This is a genomic window from Secundilactobacillus yichangensis, from assembly GCF_016861565.1.
GTDB classification, from domain to species: Bacteria; Bacillota; Bacilli; order Lactobacillales; family Lactobacillaceae; genus Secundilactobacillus; species Secundilactobacillus yichangensis.
In genome coordinates, this window is the sequence record NZ_BOLK01000002.1 from 120,984 (window position 1) to 138,396 (window position 17,413).

Consider the following 17,413-nt stretch of genomic DNA (forward strand, 5'->3'; position numbering starts at 1 on the left):
GGCTGTTGATTGATTGAGTACTTGCGTTGCTTCTTTTTGAGTTTTAAATCACGGTCTAACTCACCGAATATCTTGGCTTCGATTGGGCTGACATAACCGTACTTACAATTGACCATCCTCATGACAACCACCACGCAGCTAGAAGCGCCAAGACAAATGCTAACAGCGCTCCAATATCGTATTTGTCCAAGTTGGCACCTCCTCAATTTAATTAAGACACCCACCGGAATTGAACCGGCTACACTCCCACTGAGCTGAGTGTCAGAATACATCACGCCTGCATACAGAAAAACGGTAACTTTTTAATATTGGCATGATGTATTGCTTGATCATTTCTGTCTCGTTGAGTTTTTAAATTATTGTTGTGTCGAGGGTGAGTGATCAAGCGGTTATACCACGGTTTCCGTCCATGATATACATATTAAAAACGACCGCGTTTCCACAGCCGTCCAGGCTAGGTGTAACTCACAAGCAATGATGTCCTTTGAGACCTCTCTCTAGATTGCACCCAGCTCGATTAAAGGAAAGTGTCGGTGTGGCGTACACCGGCAAAGGAGTGACAGGGATTTGAACCCTGCTCAGCAATACAGCTCTGCGCCCCAGTATGCCTCGATACTGCATTGCTAACCAATCATCTTTAAGCGCTGAACCTAAAGTCACACTCCTAGTTGGGCTAGTTTTATAGAATGCCCTACCTCGTCTTGTACCTTTGCTATCCCGGTGCACCGGTGCTTTCTTCGCATCATAGGGAGCTACCCAGAGCTTCGCAGGTATTCGACTCAACACCTCACCGTGGATTCGAACCACGATTAACGGTTTTGGAGACCGTCATGCTGCTATTACATCAGTAAGGTATATTGACACCTATAAACTTAAACTCGGTGCCTGTCAGTACCCAATCATGGGATTAGCCTAATATAGGGGATGCACACGCCCACAGCCAGTTTACGAATGACTGTTTCCGACTGACGTTTTGCTTGCCGAATTGTGTGCTTTCAGCCTCGACAAGAGTAAGAGGCTAAGCAACCGGCAGGAGTCGAACCTGCTTATACCATCTTCGGTTGCACATGGTTGACCGCATGCAACGGCCAATCATCTTAAACTGAGGAGATTTCACTGAAATCAAACGCCGGACTACTAAACCGGCAACAAGTGACACGGGGCTTAAACCCGTCTGGTGTTCTTGCAGTCACTTTGCACATAAATAATCGTTTGGGGTTAGGTTCACTCTACGGGGATAGAGTAGTACGTTGATTAATCTATCAACGATACTAGAATACCCCCTTTTAGAGCGTTAGAACTGCCACTTTTCGCCCACTTATCTTCGAAAGTCTCCCAAAAACCTCCCATCTTTTTTAGGAGCCTATTTTTACAATGAGATCATCCCGTTCTGGATAGATTCTGACGAATAACAAGAGTGCTTCGTTTTCGTCACGGTGGAACTTTGATTCTGAAATATAGTCGAGATGAAACAACATTGCCAACCGTTCACAACAGCTTTTAACTGAATAGCGCTCTATGTATCTCAAACGAAGCAGCGTTGACAGTTGCTGTGACTCTTGTGTTGGCTCACCCATCACATCTAAAGTTTTTTCGACCATGACAATCTGGTGTTCCAAACGGTAGCAATCGTCATCTAACTCGGCTATTTGCCGGATCAAGGAGTTCTCGGTACCATTTTCGTTAGTCTCACTTTTCAGCATCCCATCATACTGAATTGCTGACAGGGATACTTCGAGTTTCAGGTGAGCAACTTCTTCCCTCCACTCGTTAAATTGTCGTAAGACCTGTTTAGCATTTTTGCACGTTTCGTTGATATCCCAATCTGAATAATGCACCCTCTACACCCCTTGTTATTGCTGACTTTGTAGCATACAATATTAACTGATAGGTTTAATTCGTATGCTGCCCAGCCAAGGGTGGCTTTTTAGTCTCCTGAATGAATCATCATATAGCCGAATAACGGCATATTAATAAACAGCACACAAGCACCACATAACCATGGTGATACATAAAATAAGAGATATGGTATGCCAAAGAAAAGACATACAAAGATGAAACAAACAATCATGACGAACATGCAGACTTTAAATCCGTCCCACCAATCATTTAGTAATCGCTTGATTTTAATCATTATTTCACCCAGCTCCGTTACTTTTTTAGTTCATCTGGAAGCTTATAGAGTATAAATTCGTTGTCTTTTATACTCACCAGGTACCCTCTCTTTTCCCAAACCCTGACTAGATCATTTATTCCATTATTTAAAATCACTTCAGGGATTTTTAGTTTGGTAACTAACTCAGCATCACCTGATTTGACAAGTAATTCATTGATTGCTTTTTCCTGCCATTCAATTTGTCTATTGATCCCTTCCTTTTCGAAATCAAGTCGCTTATCGATATAATCGTAAAAATCATGTTCGGATTCCATATGGAACATGTATATTACAAGTCCTATAATTACGAGCATACTGACGATTACAGACAAAGGTATTAATTGAACGAACTTTTCCATCATTTATCCACCACCTCTTCGATTTGTACCAGACCAATTCTTGTTTTATACAAGTGATCTCTTTTAATCCAAGAAACGGCTGGAAAATATTCTGTAAATGATTGATCAGGTTTACCAAAATTGAACCAATCCTCTAGAGCTTCTTGAATCAGCTGGTGTCCTTTAAATATAAAAGATCCATCTGAATGCTTACCTGTTTCAGTCATTATTCTCACCAAGCTTTCTGATGCTCCTAATCGAGGGGCTTTTTTAATGCTCTTTTTTGGCCTTCTGTTTCTCTTCCCATGCATTGTTGTATGCCAGGAACTGTTCGTAAATTTCTTTTGCTTGTTGGTAACTTAGATCAGCAATTCCTTTGTCAGTAGTAACCCCAAATTTCATATCTTCTGGTTTAATCATTATCTGCCTCCAATTTTCGGCCGCATACAGGGCAGTAACTTAATCTAAAATTTGTAAAGCCAAAGTTTGAGATTATGGTTGTCAAATAACAATCTCTATCCGATTTACTAATTAATTCCTTAATCCCAGGCTCATCCAATAAAAGTTTATACGGTTCGTGGCAGTAAGGGCATTCCTGCTGTGCTTTCGTTTCAGCTATTTGTCTTCCTCCAGCAATTCAGGGTTCTCGTGAATATTGCCAATGGCTTCAATGATATTGGCATCTTTACGGCAAGCACAATCCAGCCATTCTGGCGTTGAGAAAGACCTAGAATTTTCTTGTACTACAAATCCAGCACCACGATACTTGACCAAGCCGATCCAATCCTGTTTTCGATAAATGTTTGAATGCCAGGCAAGAATGTCGCCCTCATAAATGTCTTTGCCGTTCCTATCTTTTAAGCCAGTAAACTGCTCAAGAACATCATCAGGATTATCTAGCTGAAAGATATCGCTCATCGAGTAGTTCAGAAGGCTATCCCATGATTCCATCCAGAATGTTTTGTTATACTCATCAGGTGCTCTCCAAATACGGAATTTAATTTCTCTGCTCATTAGTTACCTCCACAATAGTCATTGCTGGTGTCGTCCACCAGTCGGGCATGTCATATGCTGCGTCCATGAAGTTGTCGGCTTCATCATAGGTGTCGAACGTCGCGATGATCTCGTGTGAAAAAATATCTTGGCACTCATACTTAATTGTCATTTTTCTTCCTCCAATAGTTCCGGATTTTCGTGAATTCTTCGCTTAATGGTACTCCAATCGCATTCATAGTAATGCGAAATCCAGTTAATACTTTTACCATCTTTTAAAAATTCCTTTAATTCATCCAAAGGGACTTTAACTGTACGACGAATTCTCATACCTTTCTGCTGATGATCAGCTTTTACTGTCATTTCTCTTTGCTTATCTGTTACTATATGCCCTTTCATACGATGGCTGTTGTGTGCCCCCGCAACCATAATTGCTAAATTAGCAATTGAATCATTCATCTTATTTCCATCAAGATGGTGAATACAAAATGTACTGGGAATATCATTAAGCACTTCATATTCCATCAATAGCCTATGCACATGTGTTTTTATCCCATCAATTGTCACCGCAGCATAGTTTCCGTACTTATAAATGTGCTTAATAGATGTCATAGGTCTTTTTGATTTCCACAATGAAGCCTTTGTTAAAATAAATTCATCAACTTTGCAATTACAATCATTGATCCATCTTATTTTTCTTTGAATTTTAACGGTCAATCAAATCACCATCCGTATGCACGTCACCAATAATTTCACAGTCCATATATTCTTCACCCAAATCATAAACTAATCCTAAATAATCACTAGATAGTTCAAATTTGCCTTCATTTAAAATAATTAGATATGGTTGATCGTCTGGGTCAAGTAGCACTAAATCATTTTCATAAATATCATCACCATTGGCATCTTGAAGGCCGGTATACTGCTCAATTACAATATCTTTTAGTCTTCCTTCATTCCCAAAGTTATCCGTCCACCCGTCAAAATTAAAGCACTCCGGATTTGTCCCAGAGTTCCATAACTCAGAAATATGAAAATATTCTTTTGTCTTTTTGTCCCACGCTCTAAATTTTGGTACCATCATTCGCCCTCCCAATCTCAACATCACTTGGTGCCACCTCAATATGCCCGTGGCTGCCTTTAATTTTCACCATCGCTAACCGCCTATAACCACGAGTGATCCAGCATAGCCACGTAGCAGGTTGCTTAACGTGATGGTGTCGGTGGTAATACACCTTATCGCCGTGTTTCATTGTCTGCCTCCCGTAGCTTCTCTCACATGTAGCGCACCCAATCCTTGTCGATGAATCATCACATTAGCTTGCAAATCACTATCACCGACAATAATCTTGCCTTCATGGCAGTACGGGCATTAATCGCCAACTGTTGTTAGCCATTGTCTGCCTCATATTCTTTAACCTTGATAATGACGTGTGGCTGTTTGGCATAATACTTGCGGGCATCTACGTGCTGAATGATGTTGTCATCCTCCCAAATAATGCCTGTGAGCGCATCCAAGATAGATTTAACGTAATTATCCACGTCTGGCTTAGTCAACGGCACAGACGTTTTTTTAGCCCGCCGTTGTGCTTCAACTTTGCTGATATGTTTCTGATTCTTGCGGTAGGCTTCGATGTATACTTCCAGCGGTTTACCACTGATCGGTTCACCACGGTACTGACTGCGTGCCGCCCAGCCTAGCAATGATTTAAACTCACGCGCTTTAGCTGGATCATATGTTTGAATATAATTGTCATGTCTGGCAAATCTTGGTCGTCCTGCGGGTACTGGCTCACCCTCATAACGAATAACGATCATGACTGGTCACCTAACTTATCCCAGTCCTTGAATACATCTTTCCAGGCATCAAACAGTTTCTGGCCCTCATCCTTTGCAGTGGCTTCCAACTTGGTCTTATCGTGCTTTGACCCATTTTCCACCATCTTTTTCATGACTCTATCGCTATCTGATTTAGACAGAATGGTGTTGCCCATTTCGTCATGTTTTGGCCCTTCAAACTTAATCAACCGATCCAGATAAGTTCTAGCTTTTTGTAAGTCCTCAGTACCGTTCTTGTCTTGATAACGCGTCACATATTTGATGATGTTGCCTTTGTAGAATCCACGTACTTGTTCAGCAGTCATCAGACCACCCTCAAATCGGTCAAGCAGGTCTTTACCGTTGTTGCTGTAATAACTTGGCTTAGTTGCGCTCATCTGACAACCTCCTGTATTTCCCAGCCTTTCAGCTTTTGATGTTCATTCATGGCTTCTTCCAGTTGCCACTTCTTGCAGCCAATCACCTCGCATGCCCATTTTTCGCTGACATTTCGGTGCCAGTCGTGATGCAAGTCGTCATTGCGTATGATGGTCACTTTCATGAGCCACACCTCTCTGCTTCCCGTTTTACTCGTGGTTTTCTTGTTGGCTCTCGTTTACCCTTCCATGGCAATCCGTGCTGATTTAACAGAGCATATACCGCCTGTTCCTCGTGGATATTCCGTCCATGGTCGTTTAAATCGGGATTACTGTCGATCATTTCCGTCAGCTCTTTAACCGTGTAGTTGGCCGTCTGGGTCTTACTGAGAAACTCATTTATAGCCTGCCGATAAGCCTTACTGCGTGAGTATTTTGCCCAGCGCTTATCCTTTTTCTCAATATGCTCACGTTCAAGTGCTTTGCGTTGTTTAACAAATTTTTTGTATTTATCGTCTGGTACATATAGAAAACTCACTTTGCCGTTTCTCATATATTCGTCTTCCAGCTTGTGTACCAGGTCTACAAGCTGTGACATACAATCCCTCCTAACTGTCCGCTGGCTCCTTACATATCAAATACATCCGCATTGATTTCTCATAGGTCGTTCGCCGATGGTAGGCTGGTGAAGCCTTAAACATCAGTGTTGGTAATGTGAGATGCAATCGGTTAGCTAACTCTTCACGAGTACCAACATCGATAAACTCGTCACCGCGGTAAACGGCAAATATCTTTCTTGCTCGCATTACTTCGCCTCGGAATATTCCTCATTATCTTTGTCCATAAGGTATTTATTAAACGCACGTTTTTGAGCATCAACAGCCAATTTCTTAGTAGCAAAATCACTGTCAAGATATTCATGGCCGTCAATTGTGAGAACTGCGCGCCATCGGTTACCTCGTGGAGAAATTCCTTTATTTCCAAGCTCATACTTTGTTTTCAATATTTTCCTGTGATGATTAGTAATAACTGGAATATCTTGAGTATCGCTACCATATACGGTGCCATTTCCTATACTGTTAACTGTTCCAACAGGACATCCGTAATGCTTAGAAATAATATCTGAAGGAATCCCAATTAAATATTCACGTTTAATACTTCGTGCCTGTAGCCTCGTCAATTTAGCTCTGACGCTGTGGCTTCCCATCGGTGTCAATCCATTTTTTATAGCGTGATCAATGTTTTCCTTAGAAGTAACCCATTCAAGATTAGAGACCTTGTTATTCCATTTATTAGCATCAATGTGATTAATCTGTTCCACTTTTAAAGGATTAGGTATAAATGCTTCTGCCACCATGCGATGTACATATAAGTTTTTATGATGATTGTTAACGCTCAAAGTTACTTGCATATATCCGTGGCCATTATCGTTAAACTTCAAAATGTTATTTCCAACGGATCTAGACTGCTTTCCAAAATGAACTTTTCGAGGCTTACTTTTAACTCGTCCTAGATTGGATACCAGGTAATACTGTTCATAGCCCACTACCGGTTTCCATATTTCTTTCATCAATTGCATTCATCCTTTTCTTAGTCATAACTCCTAACTTGATGAGCGCTTCTTCGTCCAATTTGATTGGTGTTAGATGATTTTCCTTACAGAAATTGTGAATACCAATGTCGTGTTGCCTACGGTGGCAAACAGGACACAGGCACAAGAAACGTAACTTACGGTGGTCCACCTTAGCTCTGCTCCGATTACCCACTGCATCATAGTGGGCAATTTGAGCATTGGATTTACCGCATACCATGCATTTACGATGCCGACAGCACTGATATAGGAAATGCTCTTCATCACGAGGTAATAACGAATAGGCTGAATTAATCGGCACGTCATACTCAAAAATGAAGTCAATCACCATATCAATAAGCGTATTAATATCGGACACGCTGCTGTCACTTTCACTCGACAGGCTGACTGGTTTTAACATTCGCTCAGCAAACAGTGGATAGAAGTAATACTTTCGTAGCCACTCCGGTTCTTCACCGCTCCAGCGTCCAATATCGCCCATCAGAGCGAAGAACAGCCGTCGCTGCTTGTCAGTTACTTGCCTAGTGTCAGCTACCTCATAATCGACCCAGAATCGTTTCTTATTGCCGGCTACGGTTTCAATGTGATCCATGTTCAACAGCTCGGCTAAATGGATCACTAAGTCTTTGCCTTTTATTTCTGCCGTTGCCCGTTTCAAGCTATCACTCCTTAACGTCTCATATCACTCGTCTCTGTCTGCAGTTACTATCCTAAAATCGTGGGTTTACCAGGGATGTTGGCCTTTAGAAATTCTTTAATCTCTTCAATAGCCTCGTTTTTCCACATACCACCATCAGCTTCAAAGATGGCTCCCCTCATTCCCTGGGCCATCCGAAACACGAATTGAGATACAGGCTGTCTGATTTCTGTAAACGTCCGATATGGCTTTAAAACAACTGGATTAGGTACTTTGGCTCTGCCAACACTGGCAACGCCCGTCTTGACTGTGGCCGTTTGCGTCACCCCATCATCTGTTACCTCTGAGGAATCTTTGTCCTCTTTTAAATGGCTAATAAAGTCGATGATGGCCGTTTTATCTGGCGTGTCTTTAAATTGTGCCTGCAGCATGATGTTGAGTTCTTCACGGTCAATAAATTGGTTGAACATGACCCAATCCTGTACTAAAGTAGCTCTCAGCAATGTTTCCCGTTCACCATAGTCATTCATCGGACCATATAGGCAAACTTCGCTTGGAGACACAACATGGATCATGATGTGCTTACGTTCGTCCGCACCGGATTTTAAATAGTCAATAATGGCTGTCAGCGTGTGAACCTCAACCGCCTCTTTAGCCGTCACATCATCGTGCCAGGGATGGACATCGTCACCGATTAAAAACGTCTTTCCGTCCTTAACTTGGACTTTCTTGTCTGCTGCAGTGTTAGATAAGCTATTAAGATACTCAAATGCGTCTTTTTCCATGATTAGGCCTCATTCCCTTTGTGTTGAAAATCGATTACTTTGTCGTTCTTCTTTTCCACTTCATCCACCGGTTCCCCAGTGTCGGTCTTCAACTGGCTGTCATCAGGATCAATATAGGTCTGCCCCACAGCTCCTGATTTAAGTTCGGCTGCTACTGGCTTGCCATGGTCTTCGCCAACTAGCAATGTAGTGGATACCCCAATTTCTGGTGCTAAACTGGTACGCACGTCAGTTGAAACATCTACACTATCTCGATTGTCGTTTGGCGCTAAACCAATATTAATAGTGACTTTACGTTTCTTTTTTGCTTCCGTATTCGGGTCAAGAATATTTTTTGTAACCTCAGCCAGCGCACGGTCTACTTTTTCCTGTAGCCCGCCATCAGCAATTTTTGATAAATCGAAGTTAATATCTTTTTTCGTCATAATGTGTCTCCTTTAATTAAATTTAGAACGGTAAATCATCATCAGAGATGTCTATCGAATCTGAACTATTAGCAAATGGATCTTGGTTGTTGTTTGGCTGGCTGTTACGGTTACCACTGACGTTGTTACCACCACCAGATCCATAGTTATTGCTTTGACCATTACCACCGTTTTGTTTCGGCTCGAGCAAGGCGAAGTTATCTACGACGACCTCGGTCACGTATACCCGTTGTCCCTGCTTGTTGTCGTAGTTACGCGTCTGAATGTGGCCGTCAATACCTACTAAAGCACCCTTATGCGTGAAGTTAGCGAAGTTCTCGGCCGATTTACGCCAGATAACACAGTTGATAAAGTCAGCTTCACGTTCGTTGTTTTGATTGGTAAATTGCCGATCAACAGCTAGAGTGAAACTGCCTGCAGCAACACCCGATTGCGTATACCGCAGTTCCACGTCTCTAGTCAGCCGTCCAGTTAACGCTGCTCGATTTATCATGCAATCTTTTCCTTCTTTCTACTGATCTGCTTCGATACTTGTTTGCTTTGACGGCGGCTCTGCTGATCCAGTTCATCAATAAACTGCTCAGTTAACCGCTCTTCATCTGTGCATTTGGTTAGATCACCCTGGTATTTGAGCATTAAGGTATTAACGTACTCCTGCCCGTTCTCCAGAAACTGCCAGCCTTGCTTCTTTTCTTCCATGGCCGTCCAGAGTGCCATCTTGATAGCCTCCTGCCGGTCTTTATCAGCTTTTTCCATAAAGTTCAGAGTAACTGGATTCGGGTCATCATTCATATAGTCGCTATAAATCTTCACCCAGCGCATTTGCTTAGCAGCCTCTAGGACAAATGACTTAACGGCTCGCGACTCTACGAGATGATTTTTCTGCATGTATTCCTTGTACGTTGCCGCATTCCATTCGGTCATGATGTCAGCTTCTCTCTATCGATCTCCATGAATTTCATTTCGGACGGTGTAAATGCCAGGTAAATATCACCCGTGGCACCTTCCCGATTCTTTTCAATGGCTAAACGTTCTACTTGGGGTGCTTCTTCTTCGTTTGGTTTATACAAGAATCCGACAACATTGGAATCCTGCTCAATCGACCCTGACTCTCGCAAGTCGCTTAAAGTAGGCCGCTTATCCATCCGTGACTCAATCGCACGGCTCAATTGTGATAGGGCAATGATTGGCACATCGTACTCGTTAGCCGTCACTTTTAACTGACGAGTGATCTCACCAACTTGCAGATACCGTTCAGACTGCGCTGGTACACTAACTAGTCCGATGTAGTCCACGATTGCCACATACTTATTTGGCTTAGCCTTAGCAGCATTACGGCGGATTATAGTTAGAATGTCACTTAAGTTGGGTGTCCGGTCAAATACGCGGATATCTAGTTTGGAATAGTCCTGCATACTCTGTTTGACCACCATCTTGGCACTGCTGCCGAGGGTGTATGGATTACGAAGTTTGTAACTGCTGATTCCTGTATCAAGCGAAATCAAGCGGTTAGCCATTTCACGTTTACTCATTTCCAATGTGAAGTAGTCAACGTGAACCTCTGGATCGTAAGCTGTAATGTCATACGCTAAGTTCACACAGAACGCTGTCTTGCCAACGGCTGGACGTGCACCAATCGTCATAAGCATGCCACCGTATAGACCACCACCAAGCAATCTATCCAGTGACTTCATCGTTTTAATACCCGTAGGCTGTTCCACTTCCATGTTGCTGTCTAAACGTTCAAACTCGTTTTCGAGTGATCCGTCATCATTGACTGTTTCAAGGTTATCTAGCAATGACATGGTCTCTTTAACTTGCTGACGGTTAGCATCCGTTGGCGCATCATGGTAAGCTCGCATATCCTGATCCAGTTTTAAGCTGAGATGATTATGTCGCAGCTCTTTCACTAACATTGGTAGATTGCCATCCGTCACAAAACCACGTTGATAGGCATTCAATTCTTTGAGCTGGATTGAACTGTCTGGGTGTGCTTTCTTCATGTATCCATACACGTTAAGTGGATCAACTTGGCTATCATCCAGATCCATGATGGCTTCGTATGCCCAGCGTAGGTTAGCAGTGGTAAACCAGTCGGCGTTGATATTAGCCAGCGACTTGTTGGCTGGCCGATTCAGCAGAATACTGATTATTTCCTGTTCAACGTTCATCCGTACCATTTCTTTCTTTAGCGGAATTTTCTTTCTTTTGGGCTAATCCCTCAGCAATTGCTTTAGCTTCGTCTGCAGCTCTCTTAGCTTCTCCAGTTAAAGGTGGTTCAGAGGGGTTAGACTTAGTGGCATCTTTCTGCATCTTCAGATACAACTGATCAAACTGTTTTCTTAGCTTGCTTGCTGATAGAATGTTGGTTGACCAGAAATCATCCTTCTGACACCAATCAATTACTAGACTTACATCGTGCTTATCACGCTTATCTATCTCTACAAGCTTCCTCATAACGTCTGCCCACTTCTGCAGGTTTGGTTGTTTAGCTTTAGGATTATTCTCATGGATCTTCTTATTGAGAAAGTTAGCTAAAATCAGATAAGGACTATCGTCGTCATAAATCTTGGATTTGTGACTAGAAGGTTTTGTAGTAATCTCTGGTAGTCTATGGTTATTGTTAGTGACATTTTGTCCCTTTGAGAGAGTGACATTTTGTCCCTCTCGTGGTGACATTTTGTCACTATGCGTAGATTCAACGATTTGGGTTAATTTGTCGTAATCGATTGAGTACCAGTTAGTCCTGTCAAAGCTTAACTTGTTATAGTTTCCAGTGATTATGACGCCTTGCTCAACCAGTCCTTTAACAATTCGCTTTATGGTCCTGATATTTAACCATGGAAATTGTTTGTTCCAATCTTCAAATGAGTTGTAAATCCACTTGCGATCATCTCGATAGTTACTTGATTTAGACAACCAGTATTGAAATTGTTGAAGAATAATTGCCTGATTGATTCCAAACGCAACGGCCAACGATGGTAAAACGTTCATTGGGTTTTCATTTATAAGGTAAGGACTCGACGCCGTTACATTGGTCAATCAAATCACCTCCAGATATTAAATCTAAATGATGTTCAGAACTCCAATCACAGATTTCTGGAAGTGAAATGTCGTACCACTCACCACGAATCAGTTTGTCCTTAAACATTTCATGAGTTATATCCTCGTCAGAACGGCAATCATTTGTTTCAAAATATGCCCTTAATACGAGATTGTTGGGCGATGATGTTTGCATCCCTTTAAAACGTGATTTAAGGTTTACAGTTGACCCTATCTTGAAATACTTTTCATCAGCTTGAATAAAGTAAACATATCCTTTATCCTGTTTTCTTTGCCTGGGTCTTGCAGCCTCTTCATCCATACGTTGGTACAAACGATCATCAACGCCCTGGTTATACTCATCTATTTCTGACTGAGTATGTTCAGAGAGAAACCTCTGCTGGGATTCAATCAATTCCTTTACTTCATCAACTGAAATAATGTGACCGTTTGTGTCACTTAAAATTCCGTCTTCAGCCCAAACAAGGAACTTGTCATTGGTTGTATAATATTTTGTCATTTACTTTGCCCCCGCGGGTTCAGCCTCGGCATCCTTTAAGTTTTGTGCTGACGCTTCGTCTAACGCCTCAGTTAACTCGTCCACATCAGGAGCTGGCTTCTGTTCAGCTTTAATCTTGTTCTGCTGTCTAGTCAGTACCATGATTACTTCATCAGACTGCTTGTCAGTTAGATGTTCAAAGTTAACGTGCATTTTTTCTTGAAATACGGGTGCGAGCTTCTCAACTGTCGTATTTTTCAACTTAGCAATAGTTGCTAGTAACAGACCGATGGTTTTTAACTTCCCAGCATTCGTTTGTACCGGCTTAGATGGCTTGCTTGTTTGCGGTTTGCTATTGGTGTTCTGAGATTGTTGTGGACGTTTATTCCACCCTTGCTTAGGGACATTATTAGCGGCCTTTTCGCCATCGTCATCCGGTGTAGCTGATACACCAAACGCTGCAGATAAACTGTATCGACGAGCATAAGTTTCGGCTGATCCAAACGCTTGAGCATCCTGTCGCTGGACAGGCATTAATAATGGCCCATAGGTGATAAACTCACCGCTGGCGTCCACCACCATCGTGCTCACAGACACGCCATTTTCAACGCTGGTGACATCTTGTGTATAGCCAAGTCCATCTGGCAGTGATCCATCAATAGCGGCTGTAAGTGACTCTAACGTGACGTAGTTTCCATAGTGGCTCTTGCCCTCTTTACTAGGCTGGTTTTTTAACATGTTTTTACGGAATAATGCCATCTTTTTAGCAATTTCCTTGGTTGATTCGCTGGTTTTCATAATGATGCCCCCGTTTCATTGAAGTGGAACGTGACTTTAGTCGTAGCTTCTTTAGGCGTTGCGCCTTCGATAATTTGACCATCTTCGTTGACGTACTTGCCACCTTCAGTGAACTTGAATGACTTCTTGATCTTAGCTTTGTCCGGTTCTTTCTTGATTCGAATAAAGTCGTCCATACCCTGTTTTTCGAGGCTTTCCATGACCTTTTTGTCAGACCAGTTCACACCAGCCGGTGACTTACGTGTGCTGACCATGCCATAAGGTGTATTAATACGAAATTTAGGATCCTTCTTGCGTTGTTCGAACATATAATCAGTCAGCAGTCCTTCAAGATATGAACGGCCATCAGCGTTAGCTTCCAGCTGGCGTTTAAGCCAGGCGTTGATACTATCGATCTGATCCTGAGCCGTACGCTTAAAGTCTTTATCCTGTTCATCAAACGCTCTTAATTTCCGCATTGCCCAGGTTGCTGAGCCAATGTCATTCACCTTAAACGTTTTCTTTTCAGTGCTGTTATCTTTCAGGTCATCTTTAATCAATGGATTCATCATGCTTGATCACTCCTAATCTCTAATAGAAATAACTTGGTTTCTGTGGCATATAACTGCCGAAAATCGTGAGTTAGCTGCTGGGCATCGTGGATGTCCGTTTTGCCAATACGTTTCTTTAAGCTTTCAACCATCGTTTGATAGGCTACAATCAACGCGTAGTCTGTTGTTTGAGTACGAATTATTAACTGTCTTCCTCCTCGTCTTCAACCTGATCCCAGTATTCTTCATCAGCCTGCTTTTCCGCTTTCTTGTCGGAATCCTGATCCTTGTAATACTGGGCTTCTAACTACTGGTAATATCTATCTTCGTTGTACATATGAAAGACCTCCTACTGATTGCAACAGTTGCCCTGATGCAGTAGAATTGAACTGAAATATATTTACCTGAGCCAATAACTCTGGTGTGAACTTCGACTGACGGGTCGAGGTTCTTTTTTTATGCCGTTTTGGTGCCGTGTAAATCATTGGTGAACTTAGTTTTAACTGCATGCTGATTACTGCCTTTCTGTGATTTGCTTAGAGTGAGATAATTAATACATCTTTGTCCAAAGGAGAGTGAATAATGGACGATGAATTTCCAGAACTAACTCATAAAGAACGTTCCGAATTTAAGAAACTAATTAAGCAATGTTCAAAGGATCCATGTGGAGCGGTGAAATTCACGCAGCCCAGAACGAGTAGTTTAACCGGGAATTATTACTGGGATCGTTTTGTTGGCTTCAATTTAGCTACAACAGTTGCTTATGATGATAAGTGGAACGGCCTTGGGGAACCTGAGCAACTAGCAATTGCCATTACAGCTGATGGCAAACATTATTTTGAAAAGTTCCATGATCAGCAAATTAGATGGCTCACCAAAAGTGCTTTAATTCCACTTATTATTTCGATATTAGCCAACACACCCAATTGGTGGCCAATGATACTAAAATGGCTACAATCAATCCGATAAGATTTGCATGTCGATGGCACCAACTTTCGATATTATCTATTTTTCGTTGTAATTTGCCTGGTTCCTTATAGTTCATCTTTTTTCCTCACTAACTTTTGAGTTTTATTTCTACCCCGTCCACTAGTGCAAAAAGATTATCTTTTGCTAGTGGATATTTTTGTAGAATTACCTTTAATTCAGAATCGGTGAATGTAACTGCTGCAAATAAGTTGTCATCAACTGATACATTTACGAAGTGGTTAAAACCGCCTTGCTTGTAATAATGAATTATTTCGTGCTTTTTCATTTCCACAACTCCCTAATTTGGATAAATAACAATCCTAAAACTCCTAATGCAGTAATGATGTTTAAAATCATAATGGCAATATAAATTGTCATGAGGACGTTGCCTCCTTACTTAATCCCGAAAAAGTCTTTTGGGTCTTTGATGGCTTCGTGAATCATCCAGCCAATTCCGCTGACCACTACCAAACCAACCAGTGCAATTGCACCGTCTACCAAACATCTTCCATAAAATACATAGTCGTTCGTGTTCATTTGAATCACCTCCCTAAATCTCGCCAAACTTGTTTTTGAGATACAGTTTGTCGATATCGTAACGGTCAACTCGCTTGATACCACCGATTACAGTGATTGGAATCAATCCCTGCTTGCGCCATGAATTAAACGTTTCATCGCTGACGTTGGCATACTTTGGAGCCTCTTGGAGTTTCAGATAACGTTTTTCGGTATGGTTAACCGTTTGCTCAACAACCTGTGTCACAACCTTGTTGATTACATCTGAGGTTAAAATTGCTTCGCTCATTGTTAAGCTCCTTTCTAGGCATCTAAATATTCATCATTGAGAAACTTATTGATGAAGTACTGCTGACCTTTGCCAGTTACCTTGACTGTTTTGCTGACCGTCACACTGCCGTTTGAATGGGCAATACTAGTCTCCTTAACTTTGAACAATCCCTGCTGCATTGAACGTTGCGTTGGCATGTTCCAGTCAGTTCCTTTGCGGTGGATCAGGTAGCCGTTTGCTCTCATCCAAGCGAACAATCGGTTCTGACCAATATCGATACCGTTTTGCTTAAGCAGCTTAGCCAGCTCACCGACCAATATCGTTGTGTGTGAAGCAGATACTGCGTCAGCAAACAATGCTTTCGGCTGCATGACCGTGTTCTCATCGTGCAAGCGTTGGTTCTCTTGCTGAGCATCACGGTACCGTTCGAGGAACTTGATCATGTTATCCGGTTGGCTCATCCAATCAAACGCAGTTTGAGGAGTGACATAAGCGCCCTCCTTGCGGATTGATGGAAGAACTTCGTTAGTCACCCAGTGCTTAAACTGTTTAGCCGCTGGTAACTTGGAACTGAATATTAATGAATAAACACCGGACTCTTTAATCATGGTTGGATACTGTTTCCGCCCCATTGAATCTACTATCGATGGGGTAGCGTTTTGCGACCCTATTAGTTTGTCCTCAACATCAACATGCTTATTTAAAGCATCGTTTGTATTGACGTATCCAAGAACATTGGCAACATCTTTACCAACGAAGTATGGATTTCCTTTAAACACAGCAGTTCTGACAGTATGGCCTTGAAAATTAAATGATAAAATTTGGTTTTTCATATTACTTCTCCTTATGTTAAGTTTCGATTTCATTAACTTTTTGGGTAAATAAATCTTTATATGAAATTTTCAAAACCTTATGCAGGATAGGAACGTATTTCGCATCAAAGGAATAAACACCATTTTCATAACGGTTGTAATCGGCTTTATTGTTCATACCAAGCCTCTTAGCCATATCTTGTTGAGTCATTTTAAGTTGTACTCGTCGTTCCTTAATCAGTGCAAGGTTGAGTTCTGGCACTAGCTTCGCCTCCAATCGGTTAACGTTTTATTAACCATGACTACATGATATGTTACTAATTCAGTAATGTCAATAGCTTTTGTTACTTTTTTAGTAATTATCCGTTTCTTTTACAGTAACAGTGGTATATTAAAGTTGTTAAATCGGTAACCTATTTGGGGGTGTAATAGAAATGGACAATGAGCTTATACAGAGAATCATAAATTTAAGAGAGTCGCATGATTGGACACAAAAAGACCTTGCTGACAGAATAAATACCAGCAAGGTTACAATGAATAAAATCGAACATGGAGTTCGTAAAGTTAGTAGTTCAGAATTAAAACAATTAGCTGACGTGTTTGGGGTTTCAACTGACTACCTGCTTGGACACGATACATCATCTACACCCAAGCACATTGATGTTGAAGATATTGTTGATCAGCAAGCTATGCTAACATCTCGTAATCATGCCCTATCAGATGAAGACCGTAATGCTATTCGTGCATTATTGACGACTTACCTCAATTCATCTGAAGGCCAAGATAGATTGCGTAAGTTTGGCGGATATGATGACGAAGGAAATAAAAAGGACGAGAAGTAATATGATTTTTGACAG

Annotated in this window: 32 protein-coding genes; 2 read left to right on the forward strand and 30 right to left on the reverse strand. The window is 41.7% G+C overall.

Annotated elements, in window-relative coordinates; translation table 11 throughout:
- Positions 1–1,355: 1,355 nt before the first annotated feature.
- The 25 genes from JUE95_RS02415 to JUE95_RS02535 all read right to left on the reverse strand — a co-directional run bounded on the left by JUE95_RS02415 (position 1,356) and on the right by JUE95_RS02535 (position 14,009).
- Positions 1,356–1,838 carry a hypothetical protein gene (locus JUE95_RS02415; protein ID WP_203648925.1) on the reverse strand — a complete coding sequence of 161 codons (483 nt, stop codon included), beginning with the start codon at positions 1,836–1,838 and terminating at the stop codon, positions 1,356–1,358.
- Between the two features lie 313 nt (positions 1,839–2,151).
- Positions 2,152–2,517 (reverse strand): hypothetical protein, encoded by a 366-nt coding sequence (locus JUE95_RS02420; protein ID WP_203648926.1) that lies wholly within the window; start codon positions 2,515–2,517, stop codon positions 2,152–2,154.
- Entirely contained in the window at positions 2,514–2,720 is a 207-nt protein-coding gene (locus tag JUE95_RS02425; RefSeq protein WP_203648927.1) for a hypothetical protein, read from the reverse strand. The genes JUE95_RS02420 and JUE95_RS02425 overlap by 4 nt, the downstream gene beginning before the upstream one ends.
- A 43-nt stretch (positions 2,721–2,763) precedes the next feature.
- Positions 2,764–2,913 carry a hypothetical protein gene (locus JUE95_RS02430; RefSeq protein WP_203648928.1) on the reverse strand — a complete coding sequence of 50 codons (150 nt, stop codon included), beginning with the start codon at positions 2,911–2,913 and terminating at the stop codon, positions 2,764–2,766.
- A 195-nt stretch (positions 2,914–3,108) separates the two neighbouring features.
- Positions 3,109–3,507, reverse strand: a complete 399-nt coding sequence (locus JUE95_RS02435) for a YopX family phage-derived protein (protein WP_203648929.1) — start codon at positions 3,505–3,507, stop codon at positions 3,109–3,111.
- On the reverse strand, positions 3,491–3,658 hold the full coding sequence (locus JUE95_RS02440; protein ID WP_203648930.1) for a hypothetical protein: 168 nt from the start codon (positions 3,656–3,658) through the stop codon (positions 3,491–3,493). The genes JUE95_RS02435 and JUE95_RS02440 overlap by 17 nt, the downstream gene beginning before the upstream one ends.
- Positions 3,655–4,203, reverse strand: a complete 549-nt coding sequence (locus JUE95_RS02445; RefSeq protein ID WP_203648931.1) for an HNH endonuclease — start codon at positions 4,201–4,203, stop codon at positions 3,655–3,657. Before JUE95_RS02445 ends, JUE95_RS02440 begins: the two co-directional genes overlap by 4 nt.
- Positions 4,193–4,567 carry a YopX family protein gene (locus tag JUE95_RS02450; protein ID WP_203648932.1) on the reverse strand — a complete coding sequence of 125 codons (375 nt, stop codon included), beginning with the start codon at positions 4,565–4,567 and terminating at the stop codon, positions 4,193–4,195. The genes JUE95_RS02445 and JUE95_RS02450 overlap by 11 nt, the downstream gene beginning before the upstream one ends.
- Positions 4,551–4,739, reverse strand: a complete 189-nt coding sequence (locus JUE95_RS02455; protein WP_203648934.1) for a hypothetical protein — start codon at positions 4,737–4,739, stop codon at positions 4,551–4,553. Before JUE95_RS02455 ends, JUE95_RS02450 begins: the two co-directional genes overlap by 17 nt.
- A 136-nt stretch (positions 4,740–4,875) precedes the next feature.
- Positions 4,876–5,304: a RusA family crossover junction endodeoxyribonuclease gene (locus JUE95_RS02460; RefSeq protein ID WP_203648935.1), complete on the reverse strand. Its 429-nt coding sequence runs from the start codon at positions 5,302–5,304 to the stop codon at positions 4,876–4,878.
- Entirely contained in the window at positions 5,301–5,702 is a 402-nt protein-coding gene (locus JUE95_RS02465) for a DUF3310 domain-containing protein (RefSeq protein ID WP_203648937.1), read from the reverse strand. The genes JUE95_RS02460 and JUE95_RS02465 overlap by 4 nt, the downstream gene beginning before the upstream one ends.
- Positions 5,699–5,866 (reverse strand): hypothetical protein, encoded by a 168-nt coding sequence (locus JUE95_RS02470; protein WP_203648938.1) that lies wholly within the window; start codon positions 5,864–5,866, stop codon positions 5,699–5,701. Before JUE95_RS02470 ends, JUE95_RS02465 begins: the two co-directional genes overlap by 4 nt.
- Positions 5,863–6,279: a hypothetical protein gene (locus JUE95_RS02475; RefSeq protein WP_203648939.1), complete on the reverse strand. Its 417-nt coding sequence runs from the start codon at positions 6,277–6,279 to the stop codon at positions 5,863–5,865. The genes JUE95_RS02470 and JUE95_RS02475 overlap by 4 nt, the downstream gene beginning before the upstream one ends.
- 10 nt (positions 6,280–6,289) lie before the next feature.
- Entirely contained in the window at positions 6,290–6,487 is a 198-nt protein-coding gene (locus tag JUE95_RS02480; RefSeq protein WP_203648940.1) for a hypothetical protein, read from the reverse strand.
- Positions 6,487–7,251 carry an NUMOD4 domain-containing protein gene (locus tag JUE95_RS02485; protein ID WP_235995148.1) on the reverse strand — a complete coding sequence of 255 codons (765 nt, stop codon included), beginning with the start codon at positions 7,249–7,251 and terminating at the stop codon, positions 6,487–6,489. The genes JUE95_RS02480 and JUE95_RS02485 overlap by 1 nt, the downstream gene beginning before the upstream one ends.
- A complete protein-coding gene (locus tag JUE95_RS02490) occupies positions 7,217–7,930 on the reverse strand; it encodes a putative HNHc nuclease (RefSeq protein WP_235995119.1) in 714 nt (237 codons plus the stop codon). The genes JUE95_RS02485 and JUE95_RS02490 overlap by 35 nt, the downstream gene beginning before the upstream one ends.
- Before the next feature lie 47 nt (positions 7,931–7,977).
- Positions 7,978–8,694 carry a hypothetical protein gene (locus tag JUE95_RS02495; RefSeq protein ID WP_203648942.1) on the reverse strand — a complete coding sequence of 239 codons (717 nt, stop codon included), beginning with the start codon at positions 8,692–8,694 and terminating at the stop codon, positions 7,978–7,980.
- Between the two features lie 2 nt (positions 8,695–8,696).
- Positions 8,697–9,119, reverse strand: a complete 423-nt coding sequence (locus tag JUE95_RS02500) for a YfdP family phage-associated protein (RefSeq protein WP_203648943.1) — start codon at positions 9,117–9,119, stop codon at positions 8,697–8,699.
- 22 nt (positions 9,120–9,141) lie between these two features.
- Entirely contained in the window at positions 9,142–9,612 is a 471-nt protein-coding gene (gene ssb / locus JUE95_RS02505; protein ID WP_203648945.1) for a single-stranded DNA-binding protein, read from the reverse strand.
- Positions 9,609–10,043, reverse strand: coding sequence for a hypothetical protein (locus JUE95_RS02510; protein ID WP_203648947.1), 435 nt, complete (start codon positions 10,041–10,043; stop codon positions 9,609–9,611). Before JUE95_RS02510 ends, ssb begins: the two co-directional genes overlap by 4 nt.
- A complete protein-coding gene (locus JUE95_RS02515) occupies positions 10,040–11,290 on the reverse strand; it encodes a DnaB-like helicase C-terminal domain-containing protein (RefSeq protein ID WP_203648949.1) in 1,251 nt (416 codons plus the stop codon). The genes JUE95_RS02510 and JUE95_RS02515 overlap by 4 nt, the downstream gene beginning before the upstream one ends.
- Positions 11,280–12,161: a phage replication protein O gene (locus JUE95_RS02520; RefSeq protein WP_203648951.1), complete on the reverse strand. Its 882-nt coding sequence runs from the start codon at positions 12,159–12,161 to the stop codon at positions 11,280–11,282. Before JUE95_RS02520 ends, JUE95_RS02515 begins: the two co-directional genes overlap by 11 nt.
- Positions 12,121–12,681 carry a GIY-YIG nuclease family protein gene (locus tag JUE95_RS02525; RefSeq protein ID WP_203648953.1) on the reverse strand — a complete coding sequence of 187 codons (561 nt, stop codon included), beginning with the start codon at positions 12,679–12,681 and terminating at the stop codon, positions 12,121–12,123. Before JUE95_RS02525 ends, JUE95_RS02520 begins: the two co-directional genes overlap by 41 nt.
- Positions 12,682–13,458 (reverse strand): ERF family protein, encoded by a 777-nt coding sequence (locus JUE95_RS02530; RefSeq protein ID WP_203648954.1) that lies wholly within the window; start codon positions 13,456–13,458, stop codon positions 12,682–12,684. It abuts the gene before it with no gap.
- A complete protein-coding gene (locus JUE95_RS02535) occupies positions 13,455–14,009 on the reverse strand; it encodes a host-nuclease inhibitor Gam family protein (RefSeq protein WP_203648956.1) in 555 nt (184 codons plus the stop codon). The genes JUE95_RS02530 and JUE95_RS02535 overlap by 4 nt, the downstream gene beginning before the upstream one ends.
- 561 nt (positions 14,010–14,570) lie before the next feature.
- On the opposite strand from JUE95_RS02535, the gene JUE95_RS02540 reads away from it, so the two are divergent.
- A complete protein-coding gene (locus JUE95_RS02540; protein WP_203648957.1) occupies positions 14,571–14,957 on the forward strand; it encodes a hypothetical protein in 387 nt (128 codons plus the stop codon).
- 88 nt (positions 14,958–15,045) lie between these two features.
- On the opposite strand, the gene JUE95_RS02545 is transcribed toward JUE95_RS02540, so the two are convergent.
- The 5 genes from JUE95_RS02545 to JUE95_RS02565 form a co-directional block, all read right to left on the reverse strand.
- Positions 15,046–15,243 carry a hypothetical protein gene (locus JUE95_RS02545; RefSeq protein ID WP_203648958.1) on the reverse strand — a complete coding sequence of 66 codons (198 nt, stop codon included), beginning with the start codon at positions 15,241–15,243 and terminating at the stop codon, positions 15,046–15,048.
- Positions 15,244–15,350: 107 nt separating this feature from the next.
- Positions 15,351–15,494 carry a hypothetical protein gene (locus JUE95_RS02550; protein ID WP_203648959.1) on the reverse strand — a complete coding sequence of 48 codons (144 nt, stop codon included), beginning with the start codon at positions 15,492–15,494 and terminating at the stop codon, positions 15,351–15,353.
- A gap of 13 nt (positions 15,495–15,507) precedes the next feature.
- A complete protein-coding gene (locus JUE95_RS02555; RefSeq protein WP_203648960.1) occupies positions 15,508–15,762 on the reverse strand; it encodes a helix-turn-helix domain-containing protein in 255 nt (84 codons plus the stop codon).
- A gap of 14 nt (positions 15,763–15,776) precedes the next feature.
- The gene (locus JUE95_RS02560; protein ID WP_203648961.1) at positions 15,777–16,577 is read right to left on the reverse strand and encodes a phage antirepressor; all 801 of its coding nucleotides are present in this window, start codon (positions 16,575–16,577) and stop codon (positions 15,777–15,779) included.
- 16 nt (positions 16,578–16,593) lie between these two features.
- The gene (locus JUE95_RS02565) at positions 16,594–16,818 is read right to left on the reverse strand and encodes a helix-turn-helix domain-containing protein (protein WP_203648962.1); all 225 of its coding nucleotides are present in this window, start codon (positions 16,816–16,818) and stop codon (positions 16,594–16,596) included.
- Positions 16,819–16,990: 172 nt separating this feature from the next.
- Between JUE95_RS02565 and JUE95_RS02570 the strand changes: the two genes are divergently transcribed.
- Positions 16,991–17,398, forward strand: a complete 408-nt coding sequence (locus JUE95_RS02570) for a helix-turn-helix domain-containing protein (RefSeq protein WP_203648963.1) — start codon at positions 16,991–16,993, stop codon at positions 17,396–17,398.
- Positions 17,399–17,413: the final 15 nt, after the last annotated feature.

Coding starts and splice junctions, on each gene's coding strand:
- JUE95_RS02475 (WP_203648939.1), bottom strand. CDS start 6,279: ATGTCACAGCTTGTAGACCTGGTACACAAGCTGGAAGACGAATATATG.
- JUE95_RS02480 (WP_203648940.1), bottom strand. CDS start 6,487: ATGCGAGCAAGAAAGATATTTGCCGTTTACCGCGGTGACGAGTTTATC.
- JUE95_RS02530 (WP_203648954.1), bottom strand. CDS start 13,458: ATGAAAACCAGCGAATCAACCAAGGAAATTGCTAAAAAGATGGCATTA.
- JUE95_RS02425 (WP_203648927.1), bottom strand. CDS start 2,720: ATGACTGAAACAGGTAAGCATTCAGATGGATCTTTTATATTTAAAGGA.
- JUE95_RS02550 (WP_203648959.1), bottom strand. CDS start 15,494: ATGAACACGAACGACTATGTATTTTATGGAAGATGTTTGGTAGACGGT.
- JUE95_RS02515 (WP_203648949.1), bottom strand. CDS start 11,290: ATGAACGTTGAACAGGAAATAATCAGTATTCTGCTGAATCGGCCAGCC.
- JUE95_RS02460 (WP_203648935.1), bottom strand. CDS start 5,304: ATGATCGTTATTCGTTATGAGGGTGAGCCAGTACCCGCAGGACGACCA.
- JUE95_RS02535 (WP_203648956.1), bottom strand. CDS start 14,009: ATGATGAATCCATTGATTAAAGATGACCTGAAAGATAACAGCACTGAA.
- JUE95_RS02450 (WP_203648932.1), bottom strand. CDS start 4,567: ATGGTACCAAAATTTAGAGCGTGGGACAAAAAGACAAAAGAATATTTT.
- JUE95_RS02510 (WP_203648947.1), bottom strand. CDS start 10,043: ATGACCGAATGGAATGCGGCAACGTACAAGGAATACATGCAGAAAAAT.
- JUE95_RS02430 (WP_203648928.1), bottom strand. CDS start 2,913: ATGATTAAACCAGAAGATATGAAATTTGGGGTTACTACTGACAAAGGA.
- JUE95_RS02440 (WP_203648930.1), bottom strand. CDS start 3,658: ATGACAATTAAGTATGAGTGCCAAGATATTTTTTCACACGAGATCATC.
- JUE95_RS02465 (WP_203648937.1), bottom strand. CDS start 5,702: ATGAGCGCAACTAAGCCAAGTTATTACAGCAACAACGGTAAAGACCTG.
- JUE95_RS02495 (WP_203648942.1), bottom strand. CDS start 8,694: ATGGAAAAAGACGCATTTGAGTATCTTAATAGCTTATCTAACACTGCA.
- JUE95_RS02470 (WP_203648938.1), bottom strand. CDS start 5,866: ATGAAAGTGACCATCATACGCAATGACGACTTGCATCACGACTGGCAC.
- JUE95_RS02570 (WP_203648963.1), top strand. CDS start 16,991: ATGGACAATGAGCTTATACAGAGAATCATAAATTTAAGAGAGTCGCAT.
- JUE95_RS02545 (WP_203648958.1), bottom strand. CDS start 15,243: ATGAAAAAGCACGAAATAATTCATTATTACAAGCAAGGCGGTTTTAAC.
- JUE95_RS02485 (WP_235995148.1), bottom strand. CDS start 7,251: ATGAAAGAAATATGGAAACCGGTAGTGGGCTATGAACAGTATTACCTG.
- ssb (WP_203648945.1), bottom strand. CDS start 9,612: ATGATAAATCGAGCAGCGTTAACTGGACGGCTGACTAGAGACGTGGAA.
- JUE95_RS02455 (WP_203648934.1), bottom strand. CDS start 4,739: ATGAAACACGGCGATAAGGTGTATTACCACCGACACCATCACGTTAAG.
- JUE95_RS02500 (WP_203648943.1), bottom strand. CDS start 9,119: ATGACGAAAAAAGATATTAACTTCGATTTATCAAAAATTGCTGATGGC.
- JUE95_RS02420 (WP_203648926.1), bottom strand. CDS start 2,517: ATGATGGAAAAGTTCGTTCAATTAATACCTTTGTCTGTAATCGTCAGT.
- JUE95_RS02555 (WP_203648960.1), bottom strand. CDS start 15,762: ATGAGCGAAGCAATTTTAACCTCAGATGTAATCAACAAGGTTGTGACA.
- JUE95_RS02435 (WP_203648929.1), bottom strand. CDS start 3,507: ATGAGCAGAGAAATTAAATTCCGTATTTGGAGAGCACCTGATGAGTAT.
- JUE95_RS02525 (WP_203648953.1), bottom strand. CDS start 12,681: ATGACAAAATATTATACAACCAATGACAAGTTCCTTGTTTGGGCTGAA.
- JUE95_RS02540 (WP_203648957.1), top strand. CDS start 14,571: ATGGACGATGAATTTCCAGAACTAACTCATAAAGAACGTTCCGAATTT.
- JUE95_RS02560 (WP_203648961.1), bottom strand. CDS start 16,577: ATGAAAAACCAAATTTTATCATTTAATTTTCAAGGCCATACTGTCAGA.